This window comes from Xenorhabdus sp. XBWT, from assembly GCF_059072735.1.
In genome coordinates, this window is sequence record NZ_JCACRQ010000003.1 from 25261 (window position 1) to 45927 (window position 20667).

General features: G+C 41.1%; 34 protein-coding genes. 17 read left to right on the forward strand and 17 right to left on the reverse strand.

What is annotated here, in order from left to right:
* Positions 1–38: 38 nt before the first annotated feature.
* From AC5JQI_RS19810 to AC5JQI_RS19820, 3 genes are read left to right on the forward strand one after another with little or no spacing between them, the layout of a single operon-like run.
* The gene (locus AC5JQI_RS19810) at positions 39–233 is read left to right on the forward strand and encodes a hypothetical protein (RefSeq protein ID WP_493914844.1); all 195 of its coding nucleotides are present in this window, start codon (positions 39–41) and stop codon (positions 231–233) included.
* Positions 226–435: a helix-turn-helix domain-containing protein gene (locus AC5JQI_RS19815; protein WP_493914845.1), complete on the forward strand. Its 210-nt coding sequence runs from the start codon at positions 226–228 to the stop codon at positions 433–435. The genes AC5JQI_RS19810 and AC5JQI_RS19815 overlap by 8 nt, the downstream gene beginning before the upstream one ends.
* A complete protein-coding gene (locus tag AC5JQI_RS19820; protein ID WP_493914846.1) occupies positions 407–793 on the forward strand; it encodes a MucR family transcriptional regulator in 387 nt (128 codons plus the stop codon). The genes AC5JQI_RS19815 and AC5JQI_RS19820 overlap by 29 nt, the downstream gene beginning before the upstream one ends.
* Before the next feature lie 5 nt (positions 794–798).
* On the opposite strand, the gene AC5JQI_RS19825 is transcribed toward AC5JQI_RS19820, so the two are convergent.
* The 14 genes from AC5JQI_RS19825 to AC5JQI_RS19890 form a co-directional block, all read right to left on the reverse strand.
* Positions 799–927 (reverse strand): hypothetical protein, encoded by a 129-nt coding sequence (locus AC5JQI_RS19825; RefSeq protein WP_275384598.1) that lies wholly within the window; start codon positions 925–927, stop codon positions 799–801.
* An 83-nt stretch (positions 928–1010) separates the two neighbouring features.
* Positions 1011–1253 (reverse strand): Acb2/Tad1 domain-containing protein, encoded by a 243-nt coding sequence (locus tag AC5JQI_RS19830; protein WP_493914847.1) that lies wholly within the window; start codon positions 1251–1253, stop codon positions 1011–1013.
* A complete protein-coding gene (locus tag AC5JQI_RS19835) occupies positions 1234–1707 on the reverse strand; it encodes a lysis protein (protein WP_493914848.1) in 474 nt (157 codons plus the stop codon). The genes AC5JQI_RS19830 and AC5JQI_RS19835 overlap by 20 nt, the downstream gene beginning before the upstream one ends.
* A complete protein-coding gene (locus tag AC5JQI_RS19840; protein WP_493914849.1) occupies positions 1704–2249 on the reverse strand; it encodes a lysozyme in 546 nt (181 codons plus the stop codon). Before AC5JQI_RS19840 ends, AC5JQI_RS19835 begins: the two co-directional genes overlap by 4 nt.
* The gene (locus tag AC5JQI_RS19845) at positions 2224–2415 is read right to left on the reverse strand and encodes a phage holin family protein (RefSeq protein WP_493914850.1); all 192 of its coding nucleotides are present in this window, start codon (positions 2413–2415) and stop codon (positions 2224–2226) included. The genes AC5JQI_RS19840 and AC5JQI_RS19845 overlap by 26 nt, the downstream gene beginning before the upstream one ends.
* Positions 2416–2516: 101 nt before the next feature.
* Positions 2517–3572, reverse strand: coding sequence for a DNA-methyltransferase (locus AC5JQI_RS19850; protein WP_493914851.1), 1056 nt, complete (start codon positions 3570–3572; stop codon positions 2517–2519).
* A 150-nt stretch (positions 3573–3722) separates the two neighbouring features.
* Positions 3723–3920, reverse strand: coding sequence for a hypothetical protein (locus AC5JQI_RS19855; RefSeq protein WP_493914852.1), 198 nt, complete (start codon positions 3918–3920; stop codon positions 3723–3725).
* Between the two features lie 211 nt (positions 3921–4131).
* Positions 4132–4374, reverse strand: coding sequence for a hypothetical protein (locus AC5JQI_RS19860; protein WP_493914853.1), 243 nt, complete (start codon positions 4372–4374; stop codon positions 4132–4134).
* A gap of 320 nt (positions 4375–4694) precedes the next feature.
* Positions 4695–4994 (reverse strand): hypothetical protein, encoded by a 300-nt coding sequence (locus AC5JQI_RS19865; protein ID WP_493914854.1) that lies wholly within the window; start codon positions 4992–4994, stop codon positions 4695–4697.
* Positions 4975–5550, reverse strand: a complete 576-nt coding sequence (locus AC5JQI_RS19870; RefSeq protein ID WP_493914894.1) for a 3'-5' exonuclease — start codon at positions 5548–5550, stop codon at positions 4975–4977. Before AC5JQI_RS19870 ends, AC5JQI_RS19865 begins: the two co-directional genes overlap by 20 nt.
* Before the next feature lie 14 nt (positions 5551–5564).
* Positions 5565–6548 (reverse strand): recombination-associated protein RdgC, encoded by a 984-nt coding sequence (gene rdgC, locus AC5JQI_RS19875; RefSeq protein WP_493914855.1) that lies wholly within the window; start codon positions 6546–6548, stop codon positions 5565–5567.
* A gap of 75 nt (positions 6549–6623) precedes the next feature.
* Positions 6624–6860 carry a hypothetical protein gene (locus AC5JQI_RS19880; RefSeq protein ID WP_493914856.1) on the reverse strand — a complete coding sequence of 79 codons (237 nt, stop codon included), beginning with the start codon at positions 6858–6860 and terminating at the stop codon, positions 6624–6626.
* A 282-nt stretch (positions 6861–7142) separates the two neighbouring features.
* Complete coding sequence (locus tag AC5JQI_RS19885; protein ID WP_493914857.1) at positions 7143–7835, reverse strand: bacteriophage antitermination protein Q; 693 nt, start codon at positions 7833–7835, stop codon at positions 7143–7145.
* A 10-nt stretch (positions 7836–7845) separates the two neighbouring features.
* Positions 7846–8055: a Cro/CI family transcriptional regulator gene (locus AC5JQI_RS19890; RefSeq protein WP_493914858.1), complete on the reverse strand. Its 210-nt coding sequence runs from the start codon at positions 8053–8055 to the stop codon at positions 7846–7848.
* Between the two features lie 91 nt (positions 8056–8146).
* Between AC5JQI_RS19890 and AC5JQI_RS19895 the strand changes: the two genes are divergently transcribed.
* The 14 genes from AC5JQI_RS19895 to tnpA all read left to right on the forward strand — a co-directional run bounded on the left by AC5JQI_RS19895 (position 8147) and on the right by tnpA (position 17326).
* Complete coding sequence (locus AC5JQI_RS19895; RefSeq protein WP_493914859.1) at positions 8147–8764, forward strand: helix-turn-helix domain-containing protein; 618 nt, start codon at positions 8147–8149, stop codon at positions 8762–8764.
* A 224-nt stretch (positions 8765–8988) separates the two neighbouring features.
* Positions 8989–12987 (forward strand): plasmid replication protein, CyRepA1 family, encoded by a 3999-nt coding sequence (locus AC5JQI_RS19900; RefSeq protein ID WP_493914860.1) that lies wholly within the window; start codon positions 8989–8991, stop codon positions 12985–12987.
* A 174-nt stretch (positions 12988–13161) separates the two neighbouring features.
* Positions 13162–13404, forward strand: a complete 243-nt coding sequence (locus tag AC5JQI_RS19905) for a type II toxin-antitoxin system ParD family antitoxin (protein WP_493908126.1) — start codon at positions 13162–13164, stop codon at positions 13402–13404.
* Positions 13397–13684 (forward strand): type II toxin-antitoxin system RelE/ParE family toxin, encoded by a 288-nt coding sequence (locus AC5JQI_RS19910; RefSeq protein WP_493914861.1) that lies wholly within the window; start codon positions 13397–13399, stop codon positions 13682–13684. Before AC5JQI_RS19905 ends, AC5JQI_RS19910 begins: the two co-directional genes overlap by 8 nt.
* A 344-nt stretch (positions 13685–14028) precedes the next feature.
* Positions 14029–14190: a host cell division inhibitor Icd-like protein gene (locus AC5JQI_RS19915; RefSeq protein WP_493908128.1), complete on the forward strand. Its 162-nt coding sequence runs from the start codon at positions 14029–14031 to the stop codon at positions 14188–14190.
* Positions 14187–14441 (forward strand): hypothetical protein, encoded by a 255-nt coding sequence (locus tag AC5JQI_RS19920; protein ID WP_493914862.1) that lies wholly within the window; start codon positions 14187–14189, stop codon positions 14439–14441. Before AC5JQI_RS19915 ends, AC5JQI_RS19920 begins: the two co-directional genes overlap by 4 nt.
* Complete coding sequence (locus AC5JQI_RS19925; protein ID WP_493914863.1) at positions 14419–14709, forward strand: hypothetical protein; 291 nt, start codon at positions 14419–14421, stop codon at positions 14707–14709. The genes AC5JQI_RS19920 and AC5JQI_RS19925 overlap by 23 nt, the downstream gene beginning before the upstream one ends.
* Positions 14710–14729: 20 nt before the next feature.
* Complete coding sequence (locus tag AC5JQI_RS19930; protein ID WP_493914864.1) at positions 14730–14909, forward strand: hypothetical protein; 180 nt, start codon at positions 14730–14732, stop codon at positions 14907–14909.
* Positions 14910–14940: 31 nt separating this feature from the next.
* Entirely contained in the window at positions 14941–15117 is a 177-nt protein-coding gene (locus tag AC5JQI_RS19935) for a hypothetical protein (protein ID WP_493914865.1), read from the forward strand.
* Positions 15118–15520: 403 nt separating this feature from the next.
* Positions 15521–15604, forward strand: a complete 84-nt coding sequence (locus AC5JQI_RS19940) for a zinc ribbon domain-containing protein (RefSeq protein WP_493914895.1) — start codon at positions 15521–15523, stop codon at positions 15602–15604.
* Positions 15605–15615: 11 nt separating this feature from the next.
* On the forward strand, positions 15616–15894 hold the full coding sequence (locus AC5JQI_RS19945; protein WP_493914866.1) for a hypothetical protein: 279 nt from the start codon (positions 15616–15618) through the stop codon (positions 15892–15894).
* Positions 15884–16108 (forward strand): hypothetical protein, encoded by a 225-nt coding sequence (locus tag AC5JQI_RS19950; RefSeq protein ID WP_493914867.1) that lies wholly within the window; start codon positions 15884–15886, stop codon positions 16106–16108. The genes AC5JQI_RS19945 and AC5JQI_RS19950 overlap by 11 nt, the downstream gene beginning before the upstream one ends.
* A gap of 2 nt (positions 16109–16110) precedes the next feature.
* Positions 16111–16692, forward strand: a complete 582-nt coding sequence (locus tag AC5JQI_RS19955) for an HNH endonuclease signature motif containing protein (RefSeq protein ID WP_493914868.1) — start codon at positions 16111–16113, stop codon at positions 16690–16692.
* A gap of 190 nt (positions 16693–16882) precedes the next feature.
* Positions 16883–17326, forward strand: a complete 444-nt coding sequence (gene tnpA, locus AC5JQI_RS19960; protein ID WP_493914869.1) for an IS200/IS605 family transposase — start codon at positions 16883–16885, stop codon at positions 17324–17326.
* Positions 17327–17357: 31 nt separating this feature from the next.
* Here the strand turns inward: tnpA and AC5JQI_RS19965 are convergent, their stop codons facing one another.
* The 3 genes from AC5JQI_RS19965 to AC5JQI_RS19975 form a co-directional block, all read right to left on the reverse strand.
* A complete protein-coding gene (locus tag AC5JQI_RS19965; protein ID WP_237387300.1) occupies positions 17358–17504 on the reverse strand; it encodes a hypothetical protein in 147 nt (48 codons plus the stop codon).
* On the reverse strand, positions 17476–17985 hold the full coding sequence (locus AC5JQI_RS19970) for a hypothetical protein (protein WP_493914870.1): 510 nt from the start codon (positions 17983–17985) through the stop codon (positions 17476–17478). Before AC5JQI_RS19970 ends, AC5JQI_RS19965 begins: the two co-directional genes overlap by 29 nt.
* Before the next feature lie 68 nt (positions 17986–18053).
* The gene (locus AC5JQI_RS19975; RefSeq protein ID WP_493914871.1) at positions 18054–19973 is read right to left on the reverse strand and encodes a protelomerase family protein; all 1920 of its coding nucleotides are present in this window, start codon (positions 19971–19973) and stop codon (positions 18054–18056) included.
* Positions 19974–20667: the final 694 nt, after the last annotated feature.

Sequence of the window (20667 nt, forward strand, 5' to 3'; positions counted from 1 at the left end):
ATCGAAACAAGATATCCACTCAACAAAAGGTAAATAAAATGACTACTATCAATGACAATGACAATACATTCGCTGCCGCTTGTTATAATCAAAACACTATCGAAGACCTTCAAGCCGCGTTATTAGCTGGCCCTGATGAGTCCGATATGAAAACTTGGGGGCTAACAGCAGAGCAGTGGACTAATGAAATTAAATTAGCTATCACCGCTCTTGAAGAAGATGCAGATGAATAATGTGGTAAATGAAGCCCGGGGAAAGCTCGGGCTATCTGTTTCTGAAATGGCCAGAATTCTGGGTGTTCACCGCAATAATGTAGATCAATGGTGCAGAGGTGAACGCAACCCTCCTGCTATTGCACTAACTGCTATTGCTATGATGGTATTTATGGCTGAACGAGGATTACTCGATGAGTGGAAAACGCATCAGCAACCGTGAGCAGTTAGGCGAATACCTCAACCACGAAAAAATAGAATGCCTAGAGTGCGGCGCGCGGTTCTCGTTTTTAGGCAACCATGTACGTAAATCGCATCATATGACACTGGTTGAATATCGTGAAAAATTCAATATTCCTGCTACTACTCCTCTAGCTGGCTTGGAATACCGTAGAAAGCATCGCGATAAAATCAAACAACTACAGGCAGACGGCAGGCTAGATTATTCTCACCTGCCAACAGCAACAGCTAATGCTATCGGCGCTGAGAGAACAGAGCGCCGTGATTTTGATTTAGCAGATCAATCCGACAGGGTTAGTGACATACATAAACTGTCACCACGAACAAAACCAAGAAAATAACATGACTAAGCCCCCACAGCCCCTGAGTGGTTATCCCAGCATGAAGCCTCAGCTTTAGCCTGAAATAATGCAGACTCAAGGGCGGTAATGATTTTTTGCTGTGTACCGTCCTTTATGTATCCAGTTGAAGCCATTCCCTCGCCTTTTTCTTCACCTCATGACATTCAGTATTAACATACTCCTGCAACCCCAGAATCATTTGCTCTGGGGTTATTATTCAGAACGTAGTTGGTTGAGCTACGGCACGAACCCAGCACATAATCCCCTTTTGCAGAACAGTCCGACCTTCGTTCAGCCAACGCATGTCAATTTGGTGATTACCAGTCTGTGCACTCGTGACTGCAAGATAGTCATAAAGTTGGCCTAATTCCTCTCCAAGTGCCTTAATCCTGTTCATGCAATCAATTTCATCTTGGGTTAATTCACGATAACCCGTGATTTTACGGTGTTGGTTTTCCATTATTTCCTCTACATTCAGTCTTCACATAATCCTGCAAATATTGAGTTTGCCGTTCGTTCTCCACCATCATTTCTCTGAGGCGGAAATAATCTTGTCGAGCTGTTTCGGTAAATTGTGGGGTGCCTGCATCGCCCATGCTGCCGGAGGGAGTGGCTTGACGCACAGGGCAGGTAGCCTTGATGCGCAGCTTGCGACGGCCAGCGGCAACATCAGCCCGAAGAGTATCAATTTCAGTCTTGGCATGGGCGAGTTCCTGTGTGTATTTGGTGTCCAGTTCATGCAGCATGTCAATGTGCGTGTTCTGGTAGTTAATTGTGTCTGTCAGTTGTTGGATTTCGGTTGCTTGTTCGCTATTGATACCGAGCTGAACCTTGTACCCTGAGCGGTATAAGAAGGCTGCGACTGAGGCAATAATCATCGCAATAACCGTACCATGGGTGAAATTGAGCTTCATTCATCCAATCCCCAACACGTTAATTCCGATTCCTGAGCACGTCGCTCTACCTGACCGTAGCAGCCATTGTCTTGGCCTTTCGTCTGTCGACAGTCTTTGCCACCGTCGAATATCCAGCGTTTGATCTCAGCACACGCCCCTTTCTTGTCTCCGGCGTTGAGCTTTCGGTAAAACGTGGAAGAAAAACATTTGTGGGGGCCGATGTTATACGGGCAGAAACTGGCAATACCCGCTATCTGAGGTTCGGTCAACGGCACTCGTACATTGCGTTTTACCCAGTCAATCGCCCACTGTGCCTCGATTTGGTTCAGGACGTTACATTGGTTCTGAGTTTGCCTCATCCCCTGACGAACTGGAACGCCATCTATCCGAGTAACACCACGGCAAATAGTCCAGATACCGCCTGCATCGCGATAGGCTGATAGTCGATTCCCTTCTTTCTCATCCAGTAACTGAGAGAGGATAGCCGTCGCTCCCGCACCGGAAATCACCAAACCAATGACCACAGCCGTTAATTTAGTATGGGTCTTGGTCTTTGTCATGGCGATTAAACTCCCGATGCTTGTAGTACCAGTTGATGGCGAATGTGCCTACCGTGCAGATAATGCCAGTAACAATCGCCCAGTCGTTTAATGACAGAGCGCCGAGCATAGTAGTGAATGCGCCCCATCCATACGCAGAGGGGCTAGTATATTTGTCCATACGCATATACACCCCCTTTGCGGAGTGTCCATTAGTTGAATTAAGAGAATGAATTATTAATGAAAAGAAAGGGTTGGCACATGCCAGCCCTTGAGTTGCCTGAAATATCAGGCCAGCTTACCAGGGTTCGTTAAAATTTCTGTTTTAGTCTGTTGAAATCGTTCCGTTTCCAGTTCAACACCAATCACGCGACGATTCAGTTTTATCGCCTCTTTAATTGTCGAACCGGAACCCATAAAAAAATCAGCAACAACATCACCCGCGCGACTACTGCTGCGGATGATGTGAGCCATGAGTTCAGCAGGTTTTTCGCATGGATGCTTGCCGGGGTAATATTGAACAGGTGAAAAATTCCAAACATCGGTATATGGCACATCAACCGTCACTGAGAACGGACGGCGCAATAAACCATATTCCTGCCGCAATTCATCATATTCACGAGAGAGTTCCTGATAATGTACAACCAATTCATCATGTGACCTGTTTAGTTCCCCGTTCTGTCGTTTTTCCGCAGAAACGCAGGAAAATAACGTCTGCAATTTTTGATAGTCGTCCGCATTAGGTAATTGCCACTGGCTATAACCAAACCAGTGACTGGCCATCTGTTTACCTGTTGCCTGACGAATATCGTTTTCAGTAATACCCAACGATTTTCTGGCATCACGGAAATAATCAATTAACGGCTGGAAAACATTTTGTTTCAGTTCGCGGCACTGGCGGGAATAATCATCCGTTTTGGGTTGATAGGGTCCCTGATAATGTTCAGCGAAAATTATTCGTTCCGTCGCTGGAAAATAGGTTCTGAGGATTTCTTTATTCTGTCTTCGCCACGGGCCGGACGGTTTCGCCCAAATAATATGGTTTAACACATTGAACCGCTCACGAACGAGGAGTTCAGTATCGGATGCCAGACGCGAACCGCAGAACATATACAAACTACCATTAGGTTTTAATACCCGCCAGAACTCGGCTAACATCTCATCCAACCAGGCCAGATATCCGCTAACGTCACCCCACTGGTTGTCCCAGCTGCACGATTTAACCCGAAAATAGGGCGGGTCTGTTGCTATCAAATCAATGCAGTTATCTGGCAACGTTTTGATAAATTGTAAAGAGTCGTCGTTAATTAATGTGATACTGTCTAAATTAACAGTATTTTTCATAGCAAAAATGGGCCTGTTTTGATAGGCTCAACACGCTGTGTACACGAGCAATTGGGCCTTGGTTTGCCTGTGACTGTTTCGAACAGGCAAATGACTGATGTGTGTTTACGTCACTCATCAGTCGCCCATTTCACATTGGGAAAATTGCCGTCATTGGCAACGCCTAAACAACTCGCCATTCTGGTCTACTGTCAGACCTGCTAGGCTGAATTGTGTTAAAATCAATTGGCATCGGGCTGGGGTCAACCCTGTTGTTTCTGAAACTGCGTCAACCGTTACCCAATTATCTGCAGGGATGGTTTCTAAAACGCATGCCGCCGTTGTTGTCATATCCGCATGTTTTAGCATGATAATTTAAAACCTTTGGTCAGTTATCGTACATGAACACACATGTAACTCTGACCAAAACGAACAGCAAGTTTTTTTGGCAATAAAAAAGGTCGCATTATAGCGACCTATTGAATTCAATTATTTAGATTATAAAAACCCTAGTATGGGGAAATAGTAGTATTATTTTTCATTTTTTGCAACATGGGACCGCGGTCCCAACTAAATAATTTCATTCTGAATTAGAATCTGTGTCAGACTGCGTTGAATCATGCAGTTCTGACCGATATCGCTCGCATTTTTCGGTGTATCTCAACGCCACTTTCACCAACCTAGCAATTTTATTTTCAAACACACTGGAGTCATTTCTCTCTAACGTCAGATCAACCAATCTCAATAACGCATCCAAATCAGCCATTTTATTTTTCAGACGTTCAGACAACTCATCTCCCGTAACCATAGTCGAGTCAACCATGTCGTACTCCTATAATTGTACTAACAAAATAAAAACGCCTATCCCATTGTGAGCAAATGTAATAATTACAATGACTGTTTTTTTATACAGTATATTAAATTATCTTATCATGTCTAGCATAAAACTATGAAAAACGGGATTGACGCGATTTATGAACAAAAAATGCTCTTATTTATAAGTGTCTTATCCAATATTTTTTAATCATATCCCTATCGGCTGTTACAATATGCGTAAAATCCATATATTTCACGGGAATTAATTTATTCTGCGCAATTAATCACATAATTTATTGTTTCAATTGTTATATTCACATAAATATTTTAAATTAATCCTCTTAAGTTATGTAACTCACTCCTATACAATAATTTTACACCCTGCTCCACAGGTGCCGAAGTGGTTGGGATTCTGTATCTATATGATTTACCGTTTCTGATTTTCTCGCGCTCTAACTGTCCAGTAGTGACAGCTCTGTCCAATTCACGACGAATGGTTCGTGTGTTAAGGCCAACATCATAGACCAATAAATCAGTAGAAATGAAACCATCACCGCCATCATTTAAATTATTCCTGCTACGCGATATCAGGGACGATAAAATAGTGTTAATTTGTGATGAATTCATGATTGTTCATTAATCTCTGATAAATGGCCGAGACGTATTTGGCCTGATGGATAGCATCAGCCAACGCATTGTGTCTCTCGCCGCTGAATGGCATTTCAGATTTGGGGTCATATCCAATGTCACGTCCTAACTGAACAATGGTTCTGACATCGCGGTCAGCATCCCAACGCCAGGGAGCGCGATAATTTGCGCGCTCGTAAAAATTGCGCAATATAACGTTATCGAACGACGAGCCGTTACCCCAGACAGATAGTGTCTCAATGCCGTTCGAGTACCCGTTTATATGTGATTCGAATTCTAGTAATGCGGAATTAATATTTCTAGCATCTCCCTCGGTAATCGCCTGTCTCGCAGCGTAACTCTGTCGCAGCCACCATATGATGGTCGACGCATCCGGCGTTGCCCCGCGTTTCATCTGCTCAGACAGTGAAATATTCATGTACAACGTCTGCCCTAAATCACCTGTTCTGATATCGAAAAAAACAGCGCCCAACGCAACAATAGGGGAGTGTGCGTGTTTCCCCATTGTTTCGAGATCAATCATTAAATGATCCATTCGTTGCCGTGCCATTATTTAGTCTCCATTATGATTGTGTCGGTGAAAAATGCCTGCAGCCCGGTAATAATTTCATGTCCATACCGACCGACTATGAGCATCTCGGCAGCAAATTCGTGCTGCATCTCCAAACTGTCTGTGTACTCACTAAATTCGCTGTCTAACCGTTTTTGTTCGAATCTGGCATCAATTTCATAATTGAATGATTTGAAATGCAGGTTCCCTGATGCAGGTAATTTGAGAACAAATCGGGATTTAAAATCGACAGGCAGCCCGTTATTTTTCTGAATTAGCTGCATCTCTACAGAGCGAACGGCCATGTCAGGATGAGAAAACATGGACTGAATTTCATCCTCACCCAAATCCATTCCACTGAATGAACATTTAGTCGATACATCATCTGAATATGTCGCTATAACATCACCCATCGGCGCTATAATCAGATTCTCAGGTAATTTGTACGAATCATTTTGTCCACTGAGATACATGGCCATAATCTGCGATTCATTTGACACAAATGACATGGGTTCAACGGCCAGTCCGCCAATGGAGACTCTCAGCATTTTCAGCGCGTCTTCGCATTTTTTCTCAGTACTACCGCTACAGAAAATCAGTCCCTGTAATGGAATAATCAGTAAATAAACAACAGTTTTGGATATGGGGGAATATTTAGCAACTTCATTTTCAGCCTGAGATTTTATTTCATAATAAACGGCGTCTGTTATTTCTCTACCATCAGTGGTTATTTTATCAATCCGTTCCTGATAGATTTTATTTACTGCGGCAGCATTCGGTTTTCTGACCTCCGCTACATATTTAATCAACAGCCTGTTATCAGACACTATTATTCTGTTGCTATCACAAATAATTCCCCAGCCACGGCCGATTAATTCTCCGTCAGATAATCCATCAAATGTGTTTTCATGAATACCACATGTAATGTCGTAGGACAGCTCGGTACTGGTCCTGTATGGGAACAGAGTTTTAAATGATTTCATTTTTTATCTAACCGTTATATTAATGAATTAATTTTAATTACTAATTAATTTTATTTTTGTATCAGATATAATTATTTAACTATTGTTTTCTTCCTCATCTTCTAAACTGATTTCAAGTTCATCGGCCTCCAATCCTTGATCTATTGCTTCTTTTTCTAAATCTATACCGTGATCAAACAGAATTCCTACTATTTGGGAATAATGTAATTCGGGATTTGTTATCTGCTCATAAACTTCTTTAGACATTTCGACGGTTGTTTCTACATTCGTAGTAAACGTGACATCAATAGTTACCAAAACATTATCAGGCATTTATTTATCCTCTATTCAACTGGGACCGCGGTCCCATGTTCATTATCGTTTGATATTTTTTGTGCTATCGGCTCTGACTGAAGCTCGGTGTAGCGCTCTATCCATAACGTTTCGATGTGTTTATCACTAGGGCGATTCCCCATAAACCAATCTGCAACCACTGCCTGTCTGTTGCTGTCCGGGCGAGTTCTGTAACCGCAGGTCGGACAGAACATCAAATACTGATCCCGTTTTTTCGAATACCTCAACTGGGGTTTTTCCGGCTGAAACAACATGACCTGTTTACACAGACACACTGGCATATCTGAGATATTTGCGGTCCTGTTGGATTCGGAATTGTTGGTCAACATGGGTTAGTGCCTCCTCGTCCAATTCCCGACACGCCTCAATAATCAAATACCAACGAGACTGATAGTTTTCATTCCAATTAGATGGGGATATTCCAATTTGTCGGCTGAGGTCGCTGTATGAGAATTCACGACGAAAATCATCACGGAATTCACCTACGGATTCCTGAACGGCTAACCAAATTAACTGGCGGACACGCGTTGCTGTTTTTGATGACATTTTTTTCATTCCATATCGTTCATGCAGTGACAAAAATCGTTGATAAACGTTTTGGCAAATTGATATTTGGTAATCAAAATTTAAATCATATGCGTAACAATATTGAATCCAGGCACGAGAGTTATCCGGTATTAAATGAATAGCACGACGCCAGTCACAAAATAGGTAGGTCGCATCGTCAATAGGTAACGTACTGTGCTGATATTTTCCGGTCTCGGTATAATGAACAGGTTCAGCATCAACAAAAATATTTCGGCCATCAATTTCTATTTTGCGACGCGGTTTTTCATTAAAACGACTACCGGCACCGGAACCCATATTTAGAGATTCCATCTGACCGTTCTGTTTCAGAACAAAACCAAACAGAGCAATTCTCAAATGTATGCGCACGTATTCATATTGCAGCATGGCGCCTCCATCATTTAACGTGAACATTTCGACCCGCCAACCGATTCAACGTGAAATCGGATTTGAGCTGGTATGCGGTTCTGACCTCAATATCACTCTGACGCAATTTCGGGATAGTGCCTGAGTCCAGCCATTGGTATATCGCGCCCGTTGTTACATCGAGTGCTCTGGCTGCTCTAACTACGTCGCCATAGTAGATTATGAGGTCGTTCGGTTTCATGAAAACAACAATAAATCAAAATTAATTTTAAAGCCAGCTTCAAAATAAAAATTCTATAGCTAGCTATACAGTGATCGGCTATTATGTATATATGAAAACACGAGGCGATAGACTGAAAGAACGGCGGAAAGAGTTGGGACTCACGTTACGTGAGGTGGGCGAGTACGTCGGTATCTCCATTGCTGGGGTTCGAAACATCGAACTAGGCGACGTCATGCCCGCACTGAGCATTGGCGTAAAATTGGCCGAAATCCTGAATAAATCCATTTACTGGGTGCTGGACGGCGACGAAACAGGTGCACAACAAAAAATTCCGATTGTCGGGGACACAAAAACAGGCCCTGACCAACGCTATATGAATAGTGATAAAAATTTTATCCCTGCCGCATATATTGGTTTTGACAGTACGCCAAACAAAATTTATGCGTTAAACTGTGTGTGTAATGATCTAATCGGGTTTACGTATGGCGACGTTCTGTTGGTCAGCTACCATGAAAACCTCGTTTACGGTGAAAATGTCGTCGTCGTAACAAATAGCGGGGATGTGATGGTGCGGCGATTAGCGCGGGTCGAGAAAGAGGCGGGCGAAATTCATCTGGATAACATTGATATTTCAATGAAACGCACTGTTTTAAAAATAACCGATATCAAATTCATAAACATGATCGTGGGTTCAATCCGATCAACAATGGTGAACAAGAAAATGTAACTTGCTTTAAAATGGTTTTGAACTGTGCTTTAATTAGTTGCTATGTGGCGTAGTAACCGATTGAGCCTTTGAGACCAACTGGAATTTTAAATACAAAAAACCCCGGTTGTGGCGACCGAGGTTCTTGTGGGATTCGTCAAAAAATAGAACTTAACTGAGTAAGTTCATTTTAGTCGAATCTCCCATTTTTGTTCAACCTTTTTTTATGGGTGGGAGAGTAATCCGTGACAATTATCGATTTTTATCAGACAAAATTTAATTCAGATCCATATGAAATTCTCTATGCTGCATACGGCGAACTCGCAGAAATAGCGGCCTCAGCGTGTGTTGACTGGAATGAATGCGCACCTAACATCCAACTCGTAGCCGTTCAGGGCAACGCCGAAAAATATTCCACATATACCGGAAAATATCCCGCCGTTTTGGAAAAAAAGCTACGCGGACGCGTAGAAATCTATTCGAGATTGGAAACATCGAACAATGGGATTAGATATCCGTTTGTCAATTTCGTCAAAAAAGGGTTCGGGGACGGGTCGTGGTCCGGATACCAATTTTTGTTATCGGCATACCATGCATTCAATCGTTCAAGTGGGACCGCGGTCCCAGCTCAATATGATGAACAAGAAAACCAAAAACGTATTGAAAAACAGCGAAAAGAGCGCGAAGAACGATTGAAACGTGAGGATATTAGTAGACGGGTAACAAACCAGAATCGGCATCAGGCCCTAATGGAATATCTCCACATATCGGAACTGTTCCACAATGCGTCTGCTGAGGACGGCTCTCATCCATACGCGGTTAAGAAACAAATCGGTCCTATTTTTAAATCGTGCGATGTTCGACGTGTTTTATACTGGGACCACGGTCCCAACCCGAAAAAACACGAATTTTTAGCAGTACCTCTATATCACCTCGATAACCGTTCAGACGGTCGAATCATTGGTTGGCAGCGTATTTACGCCAACAGTGAAAAATACCAAACACGGGCTGTTGATGATGGTGAATTCACTGGCGCATGCCACGTCATTGGCAATCTAAAAGGAGCGAAGCGCGTTTGCGTTGTTGAGGGATTCGCGACAGGTGCATCCGTCTATTTAGCGGCTAAAAACAATTTCGATGCGGTAGTTGTGGCAATATCAGCGGGCAACCTAATTAACATTGTCGATCAACTGGCCACTGTTTATGAGGGCGTAAAAATTTGGTGCGCCCTGGACAACGACGAACACACAGCACGGGTCAAAGGGAAGGGGAACACTGGGTTACGTATGGGAATTGAAATTATGAAAAAATTCCCATCAGTTAAATGTACGCGACCAATTTTCCCAACCATTGAAGAAGGACAGTCGGATTTTAACGACCTCTACGTTAAATTTGGTAAAAATGAAACCCAGCGCCAGTTGAGTGTGAAAGAAAACCAATTCTGCATAGCCGATAACATTTTTGATGCTGAGCTAGCATTATTGTCTGTTGTTGAAATTAAAAATATCAAAAACCAACTGACTTCCTGCATTAATGCGGGTATGGGCTATTGCCCTACTAATTTATCACCCCGTCAATTGGTCACCAAGATAGAAAAAAAACTACAAGAAATCGGATTATTGACCGAATTTTCAAAATTAGTTCGTCACCGTGTTAACAAACGATTTAATTGGAAATGCCGGAAGGCACAAAATACTCGTTCGTTCAGCGAACGCATAACTGATCCCAAACTGCGCCCGAAACACATCACCTATAAACAGTTTGATAAACCGCACATGACCGATGACGTATTGAATTACGTCAAATCGCTGACGGGTCCTATTATCGTCCGTGCTGGAATGGGTTCGGGTAAATCACAGCACCTATTGCGCCCAATGATGCATGCAGCAGAACGCGGCATTGCCGTCGCGCACCGCGTGTCACTCATCGGTGGTTTATGGGAGATGATGGCCAGTGGCGACAAAGATATCCTGCACTATCAAGATCAGGGTGCTCAGAATGCGGCGACGTACGCCAATAAACTGACAATTTGTATGAATTCAATTGTCAAAAATTGCTGGCAGCCATTAATGAAAAATCACGATTTTTTCGGGTTGGATGAGGCAACTCAGGGGTTACGCGCGATTCTATCCGGCAAAGCCATGGATAACCCTGTTGGGGTTTTCAATCAGTTAATTGACGCGCTGGCCAGAACTACCGAACACCCCGTAATGGTTGATGCGGACGCAAATGACCTGTTAGTTGAATTGGCTGAGTTGGCCATAAAACGCCGAGAAGAAATTGGCCTACCTGTATGGGAAAAAATTCATGTTATTGAATTGCCGGTTGACGTTCGCAACCGGGAAACGGGTGAACCAATCCGTGTTCTCTATACAGAAAAAGATCGCATAATGACAGAGGTTGTCGGTGCAGTTAAGCGTGGTGAAAAAATCCTATTAGCAACTGATAGTGCTACGTTCGCAGAGGATGTAGCTACACGCTTGGAAAAGGATCATCCAGAGAAAAAATTTCTGTGCGTAAACCTCAACACAAAACCAAATCCGGAAGTTGAGGCGTTTACCGATTCGCCGAAAAAAATGCTCATCAAATACGACGGATTAATTTACAGTCCGTCGATTTCATCGGGAGTTTCGTTCGAAACGCCCCATTTTGACCGACATTTTGGCATGTTCTGCGGCGAAGTCGCGCCATCAGACGCAATTCAAATGTTGCGCCGTGACCGCACAGCCCGTGAGTTCATCATCGGATTTGACCGCGTTCGGCAACGACGTGAAACCGATCCGGTAAAAATTAAACGAGCATATATACAGGCCATGTTAGAAAACGCGGGCAAAAATGGCGAAATTACCGATGTGGTGTTGGATGGTGACCGACTGTCGTTAGGAATAGCAAACACCGATTTTACCAAAATGAAAATCGAAGCCACGGCGTTGGAGAACACAGCCAAAAACGATTACGCCAACAATATGTTGTGCATTATGTATAGCGACGGGTATCGGGTCGAAAAATTGGCAATTGATTTGGACGCAAACGAACTCGGCAAAGAATTACGTAAAGAGGCGCGCGAAATTCGCTGGGATGAGTTGGTTCAATTGCATATTAATACCGAAACACCATCGGACGACGAACGACAAGAATTGCTGGCACGGCGTGCTGTATCAGAGGAAGAACGGGCGAAATTAAATCGTTGGGAAATTGAATACGAAATGATGCTGCCCGTCGACGAATCCAGTCTGAAATTTCATCGTGAAGGCGGTAAACGAAAAATTGAACGGATCGAACTGATATTACAGGATGAACTGACAGTTCGTCGCTGGGACAGAGAAGAGGCCCTACTGAGTTTTCATTACCGATACAAAATTGGCAATAAATGGCAAAATTTCGTCTGTTCCGCAATGACGCAAGAGCAAGCTGATAAAATTTTTCGGGAAAAAAATCCTTCTATTAAACCAATATCAGTTAAATGCACGCCTGTTGTTGATGTAAGTTTACGCAAATTTTGGTCAATCCAGCGCGACGCATTATGCAGATATTTTGCCGCGTGTGGTATTGATTTCGAACAACTATTGGGAACAGGTTATTCCGGCAATATCGACCGAGAGCGTTTGGCGCAGGCTCGTGACATGCTGTTGACCCCGGAGAACGCCGACGTGTTCAATAATATCGTAAAAATCGGTGGGTATTATCAACCAAACCAAAAAATAAAAGACGAGGCCGATTTTTTCAGGATGATATGCAAATCCCTCGGTTTAAAGATCGAAACTCGACGTCCCAGAGTCGGTGAAAAACGACCAACCGTTTATACCATCACTCCAGAATCAATTTATTTTATGCGCGATATTATTGGCAAACGACGTGATGCGGGAATGACGTTATCCCCGCGTAAACCAGAAACAGTGCGGGTTGATGAGGTGGATCGCGATCCGAATGTTTCTCTATATATAAATGATGATCCGCGATCCACAGGAGACACTCCCGCCGCACCTGTTTCAGTAATAGAACACGCGTTGGGTAGGATTCCGGTGAAAATTCCGGTGGACTGGGCACAAACCGCGTTGTCGCGTGATGAGCTGGATACAGTGCGACAGTGGTCGCCAACCAGTATAGCGTTGACGTTTGCATCGCTATTCCTCACAGAGTTTATGGAAAGGCTGTCTAGCGGTGAGCTGCAGCTATTGAGACAGTTTGTCAGCGACACGCGTCATGCGAGTCACAATGGGGTACAGGCTGTGCTGTGTAGTTAAAAATAAATGAGGAATGACTATGAATAATTCGATTGAAATTCGTATTTCTGACGATGTTATTGGGCGTAATTAATTGAAATATCGTATCTTAATAAATCATAACGTTTAAAATGTGGCTTGATCTGATAGTTTGCAGTAAGCTTAATGTATTAACTGTTAATACAGGTATGTGATATGAGAAAAATTACTTCTGTCAGTATGGGCAAACAACTCGACAGCTTTGTGCAACGGATGATTGAGAATGGCCGTTATGGTTCAGCCAGCGAAGTGATGCGGTCGGCATTACGTTTGCTGGAACAGCAGGAAAATCAGGACTCAGCGATCCGTAACGCAGTTATTGATGGGCTGAATAGTGGAGAAAGCTCGCTGACGTTGCGGGACATTGCTGAGCAGAGGAAACGGCACCATCGTGTATAGGTTATCAGAACGGGCGGCAGAAGATTTTGCTGGAATTTATGACTATACACTGATGCAATTCGGGGAAACCCGGGCGGATCACTACACCGCCGCTCTGGATGCGTTTTTAAAGACACTGGCTAGTATGCCCGATATTGGGCGGGATTATCCTGCTATACCCGGTGTGATGCGGATTGAATTTCAGCGTCACACTGTTTTTTACACTGTCCGGGATATCGATATTCTGGTCGTTCGTATCCTGCATCAACAAATGAATCATGCCCAGCATTTACAGAATTGATGTGAGTTTTTTTGTGTTGTTAATAGTCAAAACAGTATTTTGTGACTCAATTAACAATAATTTTCGATTATATTTATTGACGTTTGGTTTAGGTTGGGGTAGTTTTAATGAGTCACAGCAAAATCTGTGATTCGGGCGTGGAAACCCGATTGGCTGGATGACGCAACAACACGCGTCGGCGTGTTTTTTTGTTTGCGTAGCTTGAACATTATATATGGCGGTTCAAGCGGAGCAACCTTTGGGTTGGCCGATTTCATTCAGCTCGGTATTTCCACCTCCGTTTGGACTGCCACCAGGCGTGGAAACTTTGGTGGCAGCGTAAAATGCTGAATGAGGTTTCTGCAATGCACACCTACAAATTTGCGGCTATTTACCGCACCGATAAAAAAAATAATCTCCACTTTTTCACCACTATAGCTGATAGTGAAGATTCAGCCCGCCAACAATTCTCCCAAAAATTCGTTTTATTTTTCCGTGCCCGCCTACCGTTCGGGGGTGTAATATGAGCAATATTCGTCGAAACGAATTTGGTTTATCCGAAGAGTTGGCGTCATTACATTCGCAAATTCGCGCCCTGATTAATACCGCCCATCATACGATGGAATCGCATGATGCGAATATTTATATCCGCGACACAGCACATTTATTGTTAGCCGCAAAAAATCTGGTTATTCAGGCAGAACAATATCGTCGCGAATGGGATGGTCTAATTAGTCGAGAGCGCGGGGTTAATCATGGATACCGACATCCGTTGTAATTGTCCTAAATACGAATTCGACATTGATAATAATGCCCCGTGTCCACATTGTAATTGGGATGCGTTTTTAAAATATCAACGAGACGAATTACAAAACTCAGGTTATGAAATGGCATTCGATGGAATTAATCCACGGAATATTAAATTTCATAAATTGCCAGTTGAATTAAATCGACCTGGATTGTTGAGCATAGTTCGCCGTAATTTATTACGTGGTTATTACCGCGGATTGAAAGACATTTCAAGAAATAAAAAACTTAACTATTGAAATTAAATCGAGGTGATATTATGGCTGCAAAATTAGAGATTGGTATTGTTTATGATGAAAAAATTAATACATGTAGAGTTAGCTGGGAATCGTTCAATACAAACGATTTTTCCCCAATGGAAAAATCCACATTGGAACAATTGAAAATCGTCATTATTAACCAGTTAAACTCAGGTATTTCTAATAGCCAATTGCATTAAAAAATTATTACTGAACAATGGGGATTTAAAAATGGAAGTCACAGTAAAATTAAATAAAATTGAAGTACGTGAATATATAGATGCGGATTTTCCTATTCAACAATATGAATATTCTGAATTAATTATTAATGACATGTCTCTTATTTTAAATGAAGCAGGGTTTAAAGGGGTAAAAAACTCAGATATTTCAGTCACTATTATTAATTAATTATCAATTAATTATAGCCCACTGACAGTGGGCTATGGTGAGTTGATATGAATTATTTAAATAGGGCACGGCCTGCCCGAATTTACGCCTCTGGACATGGTGAAATATCGTGGTTGAAAGAGGAAATTTGCGAAAAAATTTTGGTAGGTTTTTTGTGGTTGTTTAACACTATGATTAATCTACCAAAAACCGTTAGGGTATCGCCCGCACGGGCGCAGTAGGTCAGATAACCAGTGCTGATGTAACATGTGTCGTATCGTATCGCCCGCACGGGCGCAGTAGGTCGGGCTGTTTAGTCCTGAATGATGGCTTAGAACGTCGTATCGCCCGCACGGGCGCAGTAGGTCGGTTCATATGAACAGGTCGCGCCTGTGGTCATATTAATAATGAATTAACATTATCCATACGGCGATGGCAGTGCATTTGTGGCGCGGATCATCATCGTGATATCAACGCAGCAATTAATATTGCGGCCATGGCTGTTTAATTGGGGTAATTATGAAAAATCTTTTGAAAGATCTAAAAAAATATACTAAAGGGCGGCCGTGCCCTCAAGGACATACAGAACGTTACATATCAACGGGTGCCTGTGTTATTTGCACTCTCGAATGGAATCGTATATCCAGAGCGAAGAAGAAACGCAACGAGGAGAGAAAACAACAGAAAAAACAACAGAAAAAACAAGAAAGACGGCCCATCGTTTTTCAAAATTCAGTTACTGTGCTCGGCAATCCAAACAGAACATCTAACCCTATAGGTAAATACCATGAAAAATAAACTGACTGATTTAAATGATCATCTATTTTCCCAGCTAGAGCGGCTGTCTGATGAGAGTATTTCAGGCGAAAATCTTAAGGATGAATTTAATCGCGCTAAATGTATTTCAGTAATTTCTACTCAGATTATCAATAATGGAAAATTAACGTTGGAAGTTCAAAGGGCATTAGATAATGATGATGTTGACTGTGTACCTAAATATTTAGGTGGGTAGAAATGACTCAGTTTAAATACACCGCTGAAATGAAAGAGTGGATGAGAGAAAATTATCTACTACCCATAGAGGAACTGACCACCAAATTTAATCAATATTTTTCAGTCAACCACACCAAAAAATCACTTCACGGATTCAGAAAACGATTGGGATTGCGCACGGGGCGTACTGGGCATTTCCCAAAAGGGAACAAACCCCATAATGCAGGAACTAAGGGGAAAATGAGATCAAATGTAACATCATTCAAGAAAGGAGCAATCCCCAGTCATCGCCGTGAGGTCGGTTCAGAACGCATTGATAGTGACGGCTATGTTTATATAAAAGTAGCCCATCATAAACGATGGAGACTAAAATCCCATGTCATATGGGAAAATCATCACGGAAAATTACCCACTGGTTCTATTTTAATTTTCAAAGATGGTAACTCTCAAAATTGCCACATTGATAATTTACTCATGATTAGCCGTGAAGAGAATGTGATTTTAAATAAAATCTATCCCAATACACCCGCGAAATATAAACAGACGACTGTTAATCTGGCACGCATCCAAATTGCGATTAGAAACAGAGAGGCAAAGATATGAAATTAAATATAAGGGTGGGACCGCGGTCCCATTGTTGCCCCAGCGGGCGTAGATAGGTCGGTAGGAGTTTTTCACGTGAACAAACAACAGTTGCCCAGAGGTTCGTATAAAATAAATCGGAAAATGCACAATAAGCTATTTAAATCTCTAAGGGTTATATTCCCCGCCGCTTGCGGCGTAAACTAAATGGATGAGTGAATACATCCATAAAAGCCATAATGTTACGGTGCTAATGTACCATATCGTTTTGCCAGCAAAATATCGGCGAGCCGTGTTTGATGATAGTGTTGATGAAATTCTGAAAACGGTGTGTCTGGATATAGAACTTCGCTATCAGGTGAAGTTTCTAGAAATAGGTACGGACAAAGATCACGTGCATTTTCTCGTGCAATCAGTGCCTACGTACAGTGTGACTAAAATTGTTAAACTAATCAAAAGTCTGACAGCGCGTGAAATATTCAAACGCTGCCCACAAGTGAAGAAAGCTCTGTGGGGAGGCGAGTTTTGGACTGACGGCTATTTTGCCAGTACGGTCGGCAAGCACGGCGATGAACAGATGATTGGACGGTACGTCAAAAATCAAGGTAAGGAATATCACAAACTGCATTCAGATCATCAACTGGCACTGTTTTGAGATACCCCGCTGCTTGCGGCGGGGTTGTTCATTAAAGAGGCTTATATACGATTTCGCCTTTACGTTCAGCCTCTTTATGAGCTGCAATGACTTTTTTTAGCATCTCGTTTTTGCTGCGACGGATAGCTTCGTAATCGATTTTTTCTTTGTTATGAGTGTCTTTGCATTCGTATCGCATAACTGCCTCCATCGTGCATATATTCTAGATTGTGCATTTTAGCAAAAAATTTCACATATCTAGAGTAAATTTTGTTGAGTCGTTTTTCATACGCTGAAAAATAAAGAATTTCTATATTCTCATTTTCTGCAACTTTTAGCATTAAGTCAACCAAGGTAGCGTAAAGATAATTAAGTTCATCGAGTTTTAAATTGATGGAGCCTTCAGGTTTTGAGAAAAAATCAGATGTGTTTGAATTTAATTGTTCTGTATTTAAGAAGCTAACAACCTGTACATGCATAGTTTTTAAATCTTCACCTAACATTCTATTCATGGTTTCTGCAGCAACAATATCTATGGAAGGTGGGCAAAAATACATTCTTAAATTTATGATTCGTGTAGATTCTTCAGAAAAAATAAATTCGATATCAATGTAGTTAATGTCGTTAGACATAACTAAAAACGTACCTAAATCGTCAGTAACTAATCTATGCTGATGCATGTGGCCTAGTACCCTATAATTTATAATGGTTGTCTAACGGCATTCTTTGTTCCATATTTTACCTAAAACTAGCTGAAATACGTCAACCATGCCTGAGTCATCGCATCTTTTAGATTTTTAGCTTGACCTATCCATGAGTAATATTGGCCGCTGTATTCGAATTTAACAACCCATTGACCATCATCACGGCGATGTGGTGCAGAGAATCTGGGGCGTTCAGTCGGTTCTGGATTTTCTGCTGCTTCAGGGGGCGATTCAGGTTCCTGTTCTGGTTCCACCTCTATTTCAGGTTCAGTCTCATCAATATCATTGTCGTCATCAATTTCTATTTCATCATCGTCAATGGATTCATCATCTACCTCTACCAGCTCCTCGTCGTCGTTATCCTGAATAATGATTTTTGGTGAGGTATCTATCAGTTGATATCGACCGTTTTCGCCAATCTCCTGCTCTAGCGCGTCTGCAGCGAACTCTAAATACCGTTTGGTCAGTGGGATATTGAACCCTAACGTACGTAACTGAGATGAGGTAACCAAATCATACGGAAACTGTTCGACAATTTTTTTAGTTTCGGTGTGAATTCGGACTCCAGCATCGCCCCTAGCAAAATCTGGCATTTCATCATCTAATTGCTGTAGCGCCTCTAATCGTCTATTTTCGTTGCCAGTATCAGGTTTCCAAGTACGTGAAAAATTTTGTAATTTGAACTGCTTATAGTGCAATTGGGTGTTTTCATCGTCATGACCCAGTAGTTCGGAGAAAAATACATCCTCGTCAACATCAGCCCAGCGAGAATCATGATGAAACCACATTTCATACGCAATTCTTGCGTATATAGAGCGACTGTCTTTATAAACCCGGCGATCATCATTGAAAAACTGTTTTACCCAGGGGTTAAAAGATTTCGCTATTACTGCGTTAATTTTGGCGTTTGGTGACCGAGTATCATTTGGATCATCATTTGTCATGATTTCACCAAAATCTGATATTGCAGAACAATTCCGTAGTAACTCGAATTTTTCCATGAAAATACTGGAATCACATAGCGTGTAAATAGTGCGCCCGGTATCTGTTCCAGTCCGTTTTTTCGCTTGTCCTAAAAATTCAACTTTGTATTTTCCAACAATTTTGAAACTGCCATGCACCATGATTTCAATCATTCTCCGCCCGGATGTAGCAGCTAATGCAAACGCTAACGGCGCCATTCCTATTCTGGTGGTTAAATCAAATGAATGAGCAGGTGCATTTAATATATTATGCAGTGCCTGAATATATGCAGGATAATCAATCCAAACGACGCTACGCTTTTTGTTACTGAGAACGTCATTCCATCTATTTTGAATAGAGGTCCGTTCTGCCTGACTCAATTGTAATGAGTAGAGTACGTCATGGTTTATTTTCAGCTTAGATAGATCTTCTAATAGCAATTGCCCCTGTCCGAGCAATTTATATAGATGGTTACGTCGTTCTAACCATTCACTGCTGTTTAGATCAAACAGTGAGAATGACCATGCTGGATATTTTTTAGCTATCCGAATGATTCTATTTTCTGCAGAACGATTTCCAAATTTTATTTTATTTAGTTCATCAGTTAGTGGAATAATGCATTTTAATTGATGTTGTAATGCAATAAATTTTTGCCTGATTTCTGAGGTTGAAAGTTCTATCCAACTATGTAGCTCATCGGAAAATAAATAATATTTCTTCGCTAGTTTCGTCACATTATCTAAGAAATGATGATGTAATCTGTCATCAAATATTTTTCTAGCTCTTGTCATGTAAGCGTTGTAAGTATTTGAAGATATTCTATTTTTTAACCCTTTTCCTCGGTATTTCCTCTTATCGGTAAACAATGCGTTTTTAAATCTAGACGCAGCCGCTTTGTATTTTCGGGTTTTCTCTCCTTGAGGCATTTCTGATACATCTATCTCATCGATTTCATCGACCAATGCGTTTATTAATTCGCCAATTTTAATCTTCTGAGTCATATAACCCCCTTATTATCTATTAATATATAATAACATAAATTAAGAACATTTAAAGTTATAGTTCATAAAAAACCGCTAAATTAAAGTATCATATTAATAGAATACATAATATCAATAAAAATAAACATTGTTTAATATTCTGTGATTTTGATATTATTGTAGTATCAATTACTACCATTATACACGTGTATAATGGTATTAATTGTTACTAATAATACTTATTATATGTTACTTAATTTATATTTCTTATTATTTGATACTATGACTCGATTTTTCTATGTATTTTATTCGTTATTAACGATACTTTAAATAAATTAAGTATGTGTATATGACACTTTTATTTGTTCTTGTTTTTTGTTACTAAGTTTTTTTTCACTTGATTATTTTTTAATTTTCATTTTTATATTTATTCTTTGATTTTGTTATTTAAATAAAATAACTAATAATCGATTTATATAAATCGTAAATTTATTAAAAAATATTTTTAGTTACCATAAACATGTTACCTAATTAACCATTTAAATTTTTATTTAAAATCAAATATTTAAAATTTGTTACCTAAATGAAATAAAACAAATAGTTAACTATTGAAAATCAATCCGTGTGATTTTTAACAATTTTTCACCAAATATCTTGCTTTGCGTATTTTTAGGTGCTTTACTTAAAATACACAAATAAACTAGAGTTAAGAAAA